The sequence below is a fragment of the Reyranella sp. genome, from assembly GCF_004297265.1.
In the GTDB taxonomy this organism is placed as follows: domain Bacteria; phylum Pseudomonadota; class Alphaproteobacteria; order Reyranellales; family Reyranellaceae; genus Reyranella.
Genome location: NZ_SCUT01000048.1, coordinates 38,387 through 51,662 on the forward strand (window position 1 = coordinate 38,387; position 13,276 = coordinate 51,662).

At 67.8% G+C, this 13,276-nt stretch carries 10 protein-coding genes; 5 read left to right on the forward strand and 5 right to left on the reverse strand.

Annotation, left to right across the window (positions count from 1 at the left end; genetic code table 11):
* Positions 1-49: 49 nt before the first annotated feature.
* Positions 50-592: a hypothetical protein gene (locus EPO41_RS20750; protein WP_296329054.1), complete on the reverse strand. Its 543-nt coding sequence runs from the start codon at positions 590-592 to the stop codon at positions 50-52.
* Between the two features lie 15 nt (positions 593-607).
* Between EPO41_RS20750 and EPO41_RS20755 the strand changes: the two genes are divergently transcribed.
* Positions 608-1,747 (forward strand): alanine racemase, encoded by a 1,140-nt coding sequence (locus EPO41_RS20755; protein ID WP_296329057.1) that lies wholly within the window; start codon positions 608-610, stop codon positions 1,745-1,747.
* Between the two features lie 4 nt (positions 1,748-1,751).
* Here the strand turns inward: EPO41_RS20755 and EPO41_RS20760 are convergent, their stop codons facing one another.
* A complete protein-coding gene (locus EPO41_RS20760; RefSeq protein WP_296329058.1) occupies positions 1,752-2,519 on the reverse strand; it encodes a glucose 1-dehydrogenase in 768 nt (255 codons plus the stop codon).
* Positions 2,520-2,578: 59 nt separating this feature from the next.
* Here EPO41_RS20760 and EPO41_RS20765 point away from each other — a divergent pair, with 59 nt between their 5' ends.
* Genes EPO41_RS20765 through EPO41_RS20775 form a run of 3 tightly spaced genes read left to right on the forward strand, consistent with a single transcriptional unit; the run spans position 2,579 to position 5,192 of the window.
* On the forward strand, positions 2,579-3,340 hold the full coding sequence (locus EPO41_RS20765; protein ID WP_296329059.1) for an SDR family oxidoreductase: 762 nt from the start codon (positions 2,579-2,581) through the stop codon (positions 3,338-3,340).
* Positions 3,341-3,390: 50 nt separating this feature from the next.
* Positions 3,391-4,536: an MFS transporter gene (locus tag EPO41_RS20770; protein WP_296329062.1), complete on the forward strand. Its 1,146-nt coding sequence runs from the start codon at positions 3,391-3,393 to the stop codon at positions 4,534-4,536.
* The gene (locus EPO41_RS20775; protein ID WP_296329064.1) at positions 4,533-5,192 is read left to right on the forward strand and encodes a DsbA family oxidoreductase; all 660 of its coding nucleotides are present in this window, start codon (positions 4,533-4,535) and stop codon (positions 5,190-5,192) included. Before EPO41_RS20770 ends, EPO41_RS20775 begins: the two co-directional genes overlap by 4 nt.
* 91 nt (positions 5,193-5,283) lie before the next feature.
* Here EPO41_RS20775 and mfd read toward each other — a convergent pair whose 3' ends face one another.
* Both mfd and EPO41_RS20785 read right to left on the reverse strand, forming a co-directional pair.
* Positions 5,284-8,781: a transcription-repair coupling factor gene (gene mfd / locus EPO41_RS20780; protein ID WP_296329067.1), complete on the reverse strand. Its 3,498-nt coding sequence runs from the start codon at positions 8,779-8,781 to the stop codon at positions 5,284-5,286.
* Entirely contained in the window at positions 8,781-9,161 is a 381-nt protein-coding gene (locus EPO41_RS20785) for a succinate dehydrogenase assembly factor 2 (RefSeq protein WP_296329070.1), read from the reverse strand. The genes mfd and EPO41_RS20785 overlap by 1 nt, the downstream gene beginning before the upstream one ends.
* On the opposite strand from EPO41_RS20785, the gene recG reads away from it, so the two are divergent.
* Complete coding sequence (gene recG, locus EPO41_RS20790; protein ID WP_296329073.1) at positions 9,150-11,231, forward strand: ATP-dependent DNA helicase RecG; 2,082 nt, start codon at positions 9,150-9,152, stop codon at positions 11,229-11,231. The two genes, EPO41_RS20785 and recG, sit on opposite strands and share 12 nt — an antisense overlap.
* Here the strand turns inward: recG and EPO41_RS20795 are convergent, their stop codons facing one another.
* Positions 11,232-13,268, reverse strand: coding sequence for a DUF4139 domain-containing protein (locus EPO41_RS20795; RefSeq protein ID WP_296329075.1), 2,037 nt, complete (start codon positions 13,266-13,268; stop codon positions 11,232-11,234). It lies immediately after the preceding gene.
* Between the last annotated feature and the right edge of the window lie 8 nt (positions 13,269-13,276).

The following is a 13,276-nucleotide window of genomic DNA, read 5'->3' on the forward strand; positions in this document are numbered from 1 at the left end:
TGGCGCTCATGAACTTGATGCGCCACTGGAGTGGCGCGCTCCCATGAACCTAAACGGCCCCGCCGTTCGCCCGGATGTCGGCGAGCAGCTGTATGGCGTGTGCCTGGTCGGCGATGCGCTTCGAGGTGAAGCGCGGGTCGAGCGCGGGCGCAACCATCAGGAGATGCGAGGCCAGGAAATCCGGAAGCGGCGGCGGCTCGGTGTCCTCTTCCGGCATCTCGACCTCGGCCATCGCGAAGTAGGTCGAGCCATCGTCGCGCTTGAAGAAATCGACGTCCCAGTGATAGCGGCCGCCGGTCCACGAATAGCGGACCTTCACCAGCGTTTCCTTGCGCTGGGTCCACAGGCGCGCAAAGTCGACGGCGCTGAGTCCGGTCTCGATCTCGACGACCTGGCCGTCGATCGTGCGCTTGTAGGTGAAGACGTGGTCGGTCTTGCCGTCGCCCTCGAGCGAGCGGATGCGCAGGCCAGGCGCGTCGAGATAGGCCTGCCGCAGCAGATGGCGCGCCACACCCGGCATTCGGCCCAGCTCCGCTTCCAGTTCCGTGGCCTGTTCGTTCAGGACAAATTTGCGTTCGTTCTCGATGGGCATGCTAGAATCGTCGCCATGGCTACACAGACAATCGACGACCTGCCGACGCCCGCCCTCATTCTCGACCGGGCGATCCTGCGCCGCAACCTCAAGCGCATGAGCGAGCGCCTGCGTCATGCAGGTGTCATGCTGCGGCCCCACCTCAAGACCGCGAAGTCGGTCGAGATCGGCCGCATGGCCGTGGAGGGCCATGACGGGCGGATCACCGTCTCGACCCTGGCCGAGGCGCGGTATTTCGCCGACGGCGGCTTCAAGGACATCCTCTACGGCGTCGGCATCATCCCGTCCAAGCTGGGCGCCGTGACGGAGCTGCGCCGGCGCGGCGTCAACCTACGCGTCGTCACCGACAATCTTGCCGTGGCAAAGGCCATCGCGGCCGCGGCCAAGGACGGCGACACATTCTCCGTGTTCATCGAGATCGACAGTGGCGGCGGCCGGGCCGGTCTTCCCTACCCCGCCCTGCCCGGTCTTCTGGACATCGCCCGCGTCCTGTACGAGGCGTCGGGCGTCGAGCTGGCCGGCGTCATGACCCATGCCGGCCACTCCTATCACCAGAGCACGCCCGACGGGATCGCCGGCGTCGCCGAGCAGGAGCGGCTCGCCATCGTGACCGCGGCCGAGACGCTGCGTGCGGCGGGCATTCCCTGTCCCATCGTCTCCGGTGGCTCGACTCCGACGGCGATGCATTCCCGCGACTTCACCGGCATCACCGAGATGCGGCCGGGCGTCTATGTCTTCAACGATCTGGACCAGGAATACATCGGCGCGTGCGACGCCGGAGATATCGCGCTCTCGGTGCTGGCCTCGGTGATCGGCCACTATCCTCATCGCAACCAGATGCTGGTCGATGCCGGCGCGCTCGCTCTATCCAAGGACATCAGCGCGCAGGAATTCCAGCCCAAGGTCGGCTACGGCACCATCGCCAATCCACTCGCCGCCGGCATGGCGGTGATCGAATGCTCTCAGGAGCACGGCTTCGTCGCGGCCGACGATCCGCTGCCCTACGGCAACCTGCCGGTCGGCGCGCGCGTGCGCATCCTGCCCAACCACGCCTGCATCACTGCCGCCGCCTACGACCGCTACTACGTCGTCGACAGCGATCTCGACGGCGGCCGGTCGGTCGTGGACGTGTACGACCGAATCAACGGGTGGTGAGCGCCTAAAGCGAACTCACCGTGTGGCCGCCGTCAACGGTGATGACGCTGCCGGTCATGAACGCGCCCGCTTCCGAGGCGAGCAGGAGCAGCGCACCATCGAGATGTTCGGGCTGGCCGATGCGGCGCTGCGGGATGCGGTCGATCAGGCGCTGCCCGCCCGGCGTCTTCCAGAAGTCGCTGTTCATCTCGGTCTCGATGTAGCCCGGGCAGATCGCATTGACCCGGATCTGGTAGCGCGCCCACTCCATGGCGAGTGCGCGGGTGAGATGGATCAGCCCGGCCTTCGAGGCATTGTAGGGCGCCACTTGGCCGATCGTGCGCAGGCCCAGGATCGAGGCGATGTTGACGATCGAGCCCGGCCGCTTTGCTGCGACCCAGCGCCTGCCGGCGGCCTGCGTCATCAGCCAGGCGCCACGCAGGTTGGTGTCGACGACGGCGTCCCAGTCGGCTTCGGGCATGTCGAGCGCCGGCTTCACGATCGAGATGCCCGCATTGTTCACGAGGATGTCGAGCGGTCCCAGCGCCGCCTCGACCTTTTCATAGGCCGCCGCGATCGAGTCCGCCGACTGCACGTCGAGATCGACGGCGACGGCCTTGGCTCCGCCCTGCTGCAGTTCTGCCTGCAGGGAGGCGAGCCGGTCGGCACGTCGCGCCGCGATCGCCACCGAAGCGCCTGCCTCGGCGAGCGTACGCGCGAAGTGCACGCCGAGACCCGACGAAGCGCCGGTCACCAGGGCCACTTTGCCGCTAAGGTCGAATCGCTTGGACATGCCGGACGCTCCACTGTTTCATGCCGGCCTTATAGGCGAGCGACCCGTTCGGAGGAAACATGGACCTCGGTCTCAAAGGCAAGCGCGTGATGGTGACCGGCGGCACCAGGAGCATCGGCCGCGCCATCGTCGACACCTTCCTGGCCGAGGGCGCGATCGTGGGATTTTGCGCCCGCGATGCGGCTCTGGTGAAGGAACGCGAGGCGGAATGGCGCTCCAGCCAGGGCCGCGCCACCGGCACGGCATTCGACGTCACCGACAACGCCGCGCTCAAGGCCTGGATCGACGGCTTCGCAGCCGACGGCGGCATCGATCACTTCGTCGCCAATGTGAGCGCGCTCGGCACCGACAACACGGTCGAGGGCTGGCGCAAGGCGATCGAGATCGACCTGGTCGCCACGGTCAACGCGGTGCTGGCTGTCCGCCCGCACCTCGAGGCACGCGGCCAGGGCGCCACGCTCACCATCATCGGCACGACCTCGCTGGTCGAGGTCGCGGGCCCGACGCAGCCCTACCGTTCGGTGAAGGCAGCGCTGGTGCCCATGATCAAGTCCATGGCGATCGAGCTGGCGCCCAAGGGCGTGCGCGCCAACATGGTCTCGCCCGGCACGATCATCGAGGACGGCAACACCTGGGGCCGCCAGCGCGACGCCGCGACCGAGCGCTACAAGCGCTCGCTGGTGCGCAATCCCATGGGCCGCATGGGCACGCCGCAGGAAGTGGCGGCCGCCGTCGTGTTCCTGGCCGGCGCGCCCGCCTCGTTCATCACCGGCATCAACATGGTGGTCGACGGTGCCATCACCGCGCGGGTGCAGTACTGACGCCAGCCCGCACCCCGTGGCCGCTGGCCGCGCTGCTGGTCGCGGCCGGTATGGTCGCGGCCTTCCAGGTCGGCAAGGCGCCACCCGCCCTTCCGTCGATCCGCGAGGATCTCGGCGCGACCCTCGAACAGGCGGGCTGGCTGCTGTCGGTCATCAACCTGATGACGGCCTTGGGCGGCATGGCGATCGCATTGACGGCCGATCGCGTCGGCCATCGGCGGCTCGCGATCTTCGGCACGCTGCTTGCCGCGGCGGCGAGCTTTGCCGGCGCCTTTGCCCCCAACGTCGAGTCGCTGCTGGTCGGCCGCATCTTCGAGGGGCTGGGCTTCATCACGGTGGTCGTCGCCATCCCTAGCCTGCTGCTGCGCCTCACCCGGCCCGGCGACCAGCGCCTCGCGATGGCGATCTGGAGCACCTACATGCCGGCCGGCTCAGGCACGATGATGGTGATCGCGGCCATCGTGCTGCCCGCCACCTCCTGGCGCGTGGTGTGGCTCGTCGCCGCCGCCGCTGCCACGCTGATGGCTATAGCGCTCCTGTTGCGCGCCGTGCCGCGGCGCGAGCTCGATCCGCTGCCGGTGGCGCGCCGTTCTGGCCTGTCGGAAATGAAGGAGGTCGGTACCAGCGGCGGCCCCCTGGCCATCGGCGTGTGCTTCGGTGCCTATGCCTGCTGCTGGTTCGCCATCATCGGCTTCCTGCCGACCATGCTGATCGAGCGGCTGGGCTATTCGACCTCGACCGCCGCGGTTATCACGGCGTTCGTCGCCATCCTGAATGTGACCGGCAATCTCGGCGCAGGCTGGCTGCTGCATCGCCGTGTGCGGCGGGTCACGGTGATCGTCGGCGCTACCCTGTCGATGAGCCTGTGCGCCGCCGGCATCTTCGTGAGCGGCGTGCCCGACCTGGCGCGCCTCATGCTGGCCGGAGTCTACTCGGCCGGCATTGGCGTCGTGCCGGGCGCCTTGTTCACCGCCATTCCCATTCACGCCCCGCGAAGGGAGCTGGCCGGCGCGTCGACCGGCCTGCTGATGCAGGGTTCCAACATCGGCGGGCTTCTGGGGCCCCCGATCACCGGCGCCCTGGTGGCCTGGGGCGGCTGGCCGAGCGCCGCATGGCTGACCACCGGCGCCCTGGTCGTCGCCGCTGCGGCGGGCCTCTTCCTGCACTGGCGCGAAAGGCATAAGCTCACGCCATGATCTACGTCGACATCGTCTCCGATACGATCTGCCCCTGGTGCTACATCGGCAAGCGCCGCTTCGAGCGCGCTCTGGAGCAGAGCGGCCGCACCGACGTCGCCGTCGCGTGGCGCCCGTTCCAGCTCAACCCGGACATGCCGGTCGAGGGCATGACGCGCGACGACTATGTCCGCGCCAAGTTCGGCGGCGGTGACCGGCCACGCCAGATCTACCAGGCGATCGCCGAGAGCGGCCGCGAGGCCGGCATCGAGTTCCAGTTCTCGCGCATCAAGCGCACGCCCAACACCGTTCTGTCGCACCGTCTGGTCCACTGGAGCGCCCGGAGCGAACGCCAGGACGAGGTCGTGGGCGAGCTGTTCAAGGCCTATTTCGAGGAAGGCCTCGACATCGGCGACCTCGACACGCTGATCGAGGTCGCGGTCCGCGCCGGCATCGAGGAAGACCGTGCGCGCCACTTCCTCTCGGGCGACGAAGGCCGCCAGGAGGTCGTCGCATCCGACGTCTACGCCCGCCGCCTCGGCATCAACGGCGTGCCGTGCTTCATCGTGAACCGCAAATACGCGGTCTCCGGCGCCCAGCCGCCGCCCGCCTTCGTCGAGGTCTTCAACCTCGCCGAACGCGACGCCGCGACGAGCGCGGCGCAGTCGACCGCTTAGACATTCGTCCCGTCCTGCGCGCGGCCGAGAAGCACGGTCCCGTGCTGGATGAATATCTCGATAGAGACAGAGAAGGACGGACCGCCACCGCCTAAGCGGCGAGCTTCGCCAAGGAAGAAACGATCGACGTCACGCCGGAAAGTCGCTGGCGCTCGTCCTTCCAGACCCGCTGCACGATGACGCGGTGGTCGGGCCTGAGCTTCACCAGCGGCGCGTTCTTCTGGATCCAGCCTATCAGGCGATCAGGCCGCTCGAACTTGTTGTCGTGGAAGCTGAAGACGACGGCCTTTTCGCCGGCATCGATCTTCTCGACCTGGGCGGCACGGCACAGCAGCTTCAGCGCCACGGTGTTCAGCAGGAACTCGGCCTCGACAGGCATGCGGCCGAACCGGTCGACCAGCTCGGCCGCGAAGGAATCGATCTCGGCCTGGCTCGTGAGCCCGCCCAGCCGGCGGTAGAGGCCCATGCGAAGCGCGAGATCGGGCACGTATTCCTCGGGGATCAGCACCGGAATACCGAGATTGATCTGCGGCGACCATTCCGACCTTTCTGCCTCCTGCGAGCGGCCGCGCGCCGCCGCCACGGCTTCCTCGAGGAGCTGCTGGTAGAGCTCGATTCCAACTTCGCGGATGTGGCCCGACTGTTCGTCGCCCAGCAGGTTGCCAGCGCCGCGAATGTCGAGGTCATGGCTGGCGAGTTGGAAGCCCGCGCCCAGCGTGTCGAGCGTCTGCATGACTTCCAGCCGCTTGGCCGCCGCCTCGTTCAGCGCCCGGCCCGGCGGCACGGTGAGATAGGCGTAGGCGCGCGTCTTGCCGCGACCGACCCGGCCACGCAGCTGGTACAGCTGGGCCAGGCCGAACATGTCGGCGCGATGGATGATCATCGTGTTGGCGTTGCGGATATCGAGGCCGCTTTCCACGATGTTGGTCGAGAGCAGCACGTCGAACTTGCCCTCGACGAAATCCTGCATCGTGTTCTCGATCGTGGTCGGCGCGAGCTTGCCGTGCGCCATGCCGAGCCGGATCTCCGGTACCAGCTCGCGGATTTCCGCCGCGACCGATGCCAGGTCCTCGACCCTGGGGCAGACATAGAAGGTCTGGCCGCCGCGGTACTGCTCGCGCAGCAACGCCTCGCGGATGGTGACGCCGTCGAACGGCGTGATGAAGGTGCGCACGGCCAGCCGATCGACCGGTGGCGTGGCGATCAGGCTCATGTCCCGCACCCCGGTCAGCGCGAGCTGCAGGGTGCGCGGAATCGGCGTCGCAGTCAGCGTCAGCACGTGGACGTCGGCGCGCAGCTCCTTCAGCCGCTCCTTGTGGGCGACCCCGAAATGCTGCTCCTCGTCGACGATCAGCAGGCCCAGATCCTTGAACTCGATGCCCTTGGCCAGCAGCGCATGCGTGCCGCAGACGATGTTGATCGTGCCGTCCTTCAGCCCTTCCTTGGTGGCCTTGGCTTCCTTGGGCGGCACGAGGCGTGACAGGCGGCCGATGTTGAGCGGCATGCCCTGGAAGCGTTCGACGAAGGTGCGGTGATGCTGGCGGGCCAGCAGGGTGGTCGGGCCGATCACCGCCACCTGCTTGCCCGACATCGCGGCGACGAAGGCCGCGCGCAGGGCGACTTCGGTCTTGCCGAAGCCGACATCGCCGCAGACCAGCCGGTCCATCGGCTTGCCAGAGGACAGATCGTCCATGACTTCGGAGATCGCCTGCAGCTGGTCGTCGGTCTCGGCATAGGGGAAGCGCGCGCAGAACTCCTCGTACAGGCCCTCGGGCGGGCTGAGCGTCTCGCCGCGCCGGACCGCGCGCTCGGCGGCGATCTGGATCAGGCGGTCGGCCATGTCGGCGATACGCTGCTTGAGCTTGGCCTTGCGCGACTGCCAGGCGACGCCGCCCAGGCGGTCGAGCACGGCGCCCTCCTCGCCGGCACCGTAGCGGCTCAACACATCGATGTTCTCGACCGGGACGAAGAGCTTGTCGCCGCCTTCATAGGTCAGCCGCAGGCAGTCGTGGCGTGCGTGATGGATCTCGAGCGTCACGAGCCCCTCGTAGCGCCCGACGCCATGCTCGCGATGCACCACGAGATCGCCGTCGCTCAGCGCCGACGCCTCGGCAATGAAGCGCTCCGACGGGCGCCGTTTCTTCGCCGGCCGCGACAGGCGGTCGCCGAGAATGTCCTCCTCGCCGATCACTTCCAGTCCGTCGAGGACGAAGCCGTGCTCCAGCGGCCAGATCGCGATGGCCAGCACGCCGGCTGGGAGTGCCTGCACCATCGCATAGTCGGCCGCGAGCGCCGGTGTGGTGGCGCCATGCTCCTGCAGGAGATGCTGCAGGCGGGTCGTCGAGCCGTCGGTGTAGCCCGCGACGACGATACGGCGGCCGGCGGCGTTGGCCACCTTTACATGCTCGGCCACCTTGTCGAACAGGTTCACGCCCTGCGCCGTGCGCGCCTGCGCGAAGCCCTCGTGGCGGCGGCCACCAAGATCGATCGTGTTCACAGCGCCAGGCGCCGAATCGAAGGTCGAGAATTGCACGGCTGTGCGGCCGTCCAGCAGCCGCTCCCACTCCGACGGCTTCATATAGAGCCGCTCCGGCGGAATGGGCTTGTAGTCTACGCCGCCGGTCATGCCGCCCTTGGCGCCGGTCTTCTGGCGCGCGTCGTAGTAATCGGCGATCAGCTCGTAGCGTGCGGCAAAGGCTTCCCTGGCCTCATGGTCGGCCGTGACGATCGCGCCGGGGCAATAGTCGAGCAGCGTTTCCATGTGGTCGTGGAATAGCGGCAGCCAGTGCTCGACACCGACATGGCGCTGCCCTGCCGAGACGGATTCGTAGAGCAGGTCCTCGCCCGAGACATTGCCGAACAGCTCGCGATAGCCGCCGCGGAAACGCTCGATGCTCTCGGGCGTCAGCAGGACTTCGCTGACCGGCAGAAGCACGACCTCGTCGCGATTGCCGGTCGACCGCTGGCTCATCGGATCGAAGGAGCGGATGGACTCCAGCGTGTCGCCGAACAGGTCGAGGCGCAGCGGCTCCTTGGTGCCTGGCGGGAATAGATCGAACAGGCCGCCACGCACGGCGAACTCGCCCGGCTCCATCACCGTCTCGGCGCGGCCATAGCCGTTCTCGCCCAGGAATTTCGTGAGCCAGTCGACGTCGACCGTCTGGCCCTTGCGCAGGATCGTCGCCGCCTCGGCATAGAGCTTGCGCGGCGGCACGCGCTGCAGGGCGGCGCCCACGGACGCCAGGATGATCCGCGCCGGTGCCCCGGGGGCCTTGGGGGCCGCCAGCCGGCTCAGCGTCTCCAGCCGCTCGGCCACAATGTCGGGATGCGGCGACATGCGGTCGTAAGGCAGGCAGTCCCAGGCCGGGAAGACCAGCACCTCGCGGTCGGGGCTGAAAAAGCGCAGACCGTCCTGCAGGCGCTCCAGCCGCTGCCCGTCGCGCGCCACGTGCAGGATGTCCCCACCACCCGTCGCGCGCGCCAGCTCGGCGAGGATCAGCGCGTCGGCGCCCTCGGGAAGGCCGGCAATGGTCCACTTTGCGGCCTTGCGGGGAATCGCGGCCAAAGAGCTGGCGAACGGCAGAGCCACTAGAACCTCACGCGAAACGCCAGCAGCTTGCGAACCACGGGCGAATCCTGGTCGGCCGGGACTTCGACCTTGCCGGAGACCCAGTCGTAGATGTCATTGTCGCCGACGGCGAGCAGGCGCTCATACTGGTCGAGCTCGGCGGCACCGAATTCACCGAGATGGGCGCGCGCGAACTGGCCAAGGAGGATGTCGTTCTCCTTGTTGCCGCGATAGGTGCTGCGGTACAGCAAACGCTTCCGGCGCGTTTCCAGATCCGTGTCGGCGCTCATGTTTTCCCGGCCATGTTTTCCCCAGTACCGGAACAAAAAGGGGCGTAGCATATAGGCGGCGGCGATGGCGAAGTCACGCAGCCCCTGATCAAGCCAACCATGCGTCCGCAAGCCCTCACGCCCCTCTTCGCCCAGGTCACCTCCCTGCCCGGAATCGGTCCGCGGCTGGGCACGCTCGTGGAGAAACTTGCAGGCCCGCTGGTCGTCGACTTGCTGTGGCACCTGCCTCTGGGCGTGATCGACCGTCGGAATGCACCAGACGTCGCCCAGGCGCGCGGCGGCGAGGTCGCGACGCTGACCGTGATCGTCGACGAGCACATCGTCCCGCACAGTCCGCGCCAGCCCTACAAGGTCTGGTGCAGCGACGAGACCGGCCGGCTCTGCCTCACCTACTTCAACGGCCGGGAGGACTATCTCAAGAAGCTGCTGCCGCCCGGCGAGACGCGCGTGGTGAGCGGCAAGGTCGAGATCTACCAGGGCGAGGTGCAGATGACGCATCCCGACCATGTCGTGCCGCTCGAGGAGCGGGACTCAATCCTGCGCGTCGAGCCGGTCTATGGCCTGACCGCCGGCCTGACGCAGAAGCCGGTGCAGAAGGCCATCACCGCCGCCGTCGAGCGAGCGCCCAACCTCACCGAATGGCAGGACGCGGCCTTCCACAAGAAACAGGGCTGGAGCGACTGGAAGACCGCCATTGCCCGCGCGCATGCGCCGGAGGAGCTGGGCGATCTGTCGCCCGCGCACTCTGCCCGCGCCCGCCTCGCCTTCGACGAGCTTCTCGCCAGCCAGCTCGCCATTGCGCTGGTGCGCCATCACAACCGCACACTCGCGGGGCATTCGACGAAGGGCGACGGCCGCCTGCGCAAGGCCGCCCTTGCCTCGCTGGGCTTCGAGCTGACCGCCAGCCAGACACAGGCCATCGCCGAGATCGCCGACGATCTTGGCAAAGAGGAACGCATGGTCCGCCTGCTGCAGGGCGATGTCGGCAGCGGCAAGACGCTGGTGGCGCTGCTCGCCATGCTGATCTGCGTCGAGGCCGGCGCGCAGGCGGCGATGATGGCGCCGACCGAGCTGCTGGCCCGCCAGCATTTCGCGACCATCGCCCCGCTCGCCGAAGCCGCCGGCGTGAAGGTTGCGCTGTTGACCGGCCGCGACGGTCAGCGCCAAAAGAAGCAGACTTTGCAGGGCCTGGCTGACGGCACGATCCAGCTCGTCGTCGGCACCCATGCGCTGGTGCAGGAGGATGTCGAATTCGCCGACCTCGCGCTCGCGGTGGTCGACGAACAGCACAGGTTCGGCGTGCATCAGCGCATGGCCCTGTCGTCCAAGGGACATGCCGTCGATCTCCTTGTCATGACGGCAACGCCGATCCCGCGCACCTTGATGCTGGCTGCCTATGGCGACCTCGATGTTTCGAAGCTCACGGAGAAACCGAAGGGCCGGCAGCCGATAGACACGCGTACCATCCCGCTCGAGCGCATCGGCGAGGTTGCCCAGGGCATTGGCCGCCAGATCGCGATGGGCGCACGCGTCTACTGGGTCTGTCCGCTGATCGAGGAATCCGAGGAGATCGACCTCGCCAACGTCACCGAGCGGTTCCGGATCCTGAGCGACCGCTTTCCCGGCAAGGTCGGGCTATTGCACGGCCGCCTCAAGAGTGCAGAGCGCGAGGCCACGATGGCCGCCTTTGCCGACGGGCGCCTGTTGATCCTCGTGGCGACGACGGTGATCGAGGTCGGCGTCGATGTGCCGGCCGCGACGGTCATGGTGATCGAGCATGCCGAGCGCTTTGGCCTGGCGCAGCTCCACCAGTTGCGCGGTCGCGTAGGACGCGGCAGCGCCAAGTCGACCTGCCTGCTGCTCTACGCGATGCCGCTCGGTGAGACCGCCAAATCGCGGTTGGCGATCATGCGCGAGACCGAGGACGGGTTCCGCATCGCCGAGGAAGATCTGAAGCTGCGCGGCGCCGGCGAGCTTCTGGGCACCCGCCAGAGCGGCCTGCCCGAGATGCGGCTGGCCGATCTCGCTGTCCACAACGAGCTGCTGGAAGCCGCCCGCGACGATGCACGGCTCATCATCGATCGCGACCCCGACCTGCAGACCGAGCGCGGCCAAGCGCTACGCGCTCTCCTTTACCTCTTCCGCCGCGACGACGCGGTCAGGACGCTGAGGGCGGGGTGATCAGCCCAGCTGATTCACATAAGTCCGCAGCGCCTCGCGCGCCGCTTCGGCTGTCTTTTCGGCCTCCGTGCGGCGGTTGGCGAGGGCCTCGAGGTCGGTCTCCTGCTTGTCGAGCGTCGCAAGGTAGCGGCGCTGGAGATCGCTGTTGGCTGGCACGCGCGCCAGGTTCTCGCGCAGGCGTGCTTGCTCCTGCACGATCGCCTGGCGTTCGGCATCGACCTGCGCCACCTTGCGTTGGGCCTCTGCGGCCGCCTGCTGGAGCTGCAGCACTTTGGTCAGTGCCTCCCGCGTCTTCGCGTCGAACTCGCGGGCCTGGGCATAGACCCGGATCTGTTCGGCGGCGCTTTCGACCAGGCGGATCTCCTGCTGCTGCGTCTGCTCCTGAACGACCTCGAAGGTCTGCGTCTGGTCGCCTCCGGGGAGCTGGAACGGAATGCGATAGTTGCCCTCGCTCAGTTCAACGTCCTTCGACTCGGGCTTGGTCAAGGTCCACCCCGGCAGGCGTCGCTGGACGATGACGAGCTGGCGCGGCTCCCGAGCCGGGCCGCGCACGCGATAGACCATCGTCTGCCGCACGACCCGCGAAAGCCGCAGTGCGCCGTTGGCGATGGTGCCCGAGGTCACCCGGTCGGTCTGCGCGACGTCGCGTTCGATGACGATCTTCTCGTCCAGCGCATAGGCCAGCAAGCGCGTCTCGCCGACGGGAAAAGCCGACAGGCGTGCATCGCCGACATAGGAGACGTAGCCGCCCTTGTCGCGTTCGTAGAGTGTGATGATGCCCGGCGGCAATCCGGTGTCGCCGTCGTTAGTCAGGCGGATCGCCGCCAGCGGATTGCGCGCGGCGGTGTCGGTCTGATAGAGCGCGAGCCGCTGCGCCGGCACCTGCCGGTCGACGATCGGAATCGACAGGGTTCGGCCGTTCTCGACGCTGACGGCGCGCGGGAACCTGAAGATCACCTGTGTGGCGGCATCGCTCGCCTCGAACTGTTCGGCGGCCGCAGCCATCGGCGCGGGTGGTGGCGGTGGCGGCGCCATTGCGATCTGGGGCGAAGCGCCGAACCGCTCCTGCTGCGCGCGACTGGGCGCCGGCGCCGGCATCGGCGGCAAGGACTTGGCGCGCTGATCGGCTGTGACGCCACCGCGGTCGACGCCCGGCATCAGGCGCCCGGCGATCTCGACCGGCACCTCGGGCCGCGTCACGTAGTAGGCATTGTAGAGCGCCTGGTGGAACGCCACCGGCCGGCCAGACACGAGCGTCAGTTCGACATCCTTCCAGTCCTGGCCGCTCAGATTCTCGACGACGGCCCAGCCCTGCAGGCCTGAGCGGGCGGCTGCCGGGTCGGCGCCGAGGGTTAGGCGGTAGGAAGCCTTCCACACTGGCGCCTCGACGATGTAGGCCACGCGCACGGTGCGCTTACCCTGCCCGCGCATCGTCAGATCGATGGTGCGTGCGTCCCGGGCGCGGTTACCCTGGATGGCGATCAGTGCCTGTCCGACCTTGTCGCGAAGAGCCGCGTCGGCAAATTGAAGGTTTTCGGCATCTTCCAGGATGAACTGCTGCAGGCCGCGGTCAGTATAGAGCGTGACCCGCGTGCGCTTCACCATGCCCTTGTTGTCGGGCAACGCAACGCTGTCCTCCTCGACCGACACGATGCGGCCGGAGATCGAGCGGCTGCCGCCCACGGTGACCTGCGCGCCCTTCAGGGTCTGCAGAAGCTCGGCGGGTGAGCCCAGCGAATTCTGATCGAACGGCAGGTCCTTGAACGCCTGGGCAAGCGGCTCACGCCCCGGCAGGCTGAGGCCACCCACCCCGCCCCTGTCGTCATAGACGACGAGGCTCTTCAGCACGTCGTCGACCTGGTCGAGCGACACGGTTAGCGTCAAGGTCGCGTCCCCGTCGACACTCGCCTCGTATTCGAAGTAGCCGAGGCCGCCCGACGACAGCATCACGCGCTTCAGCGCGAGGTTCTGAGCGAAGGCGAAGGATGGAAACGCGACAAGGCCCAGCAGGGCCACGACGTTCATCAAAAGGCGCATGGTCTCTC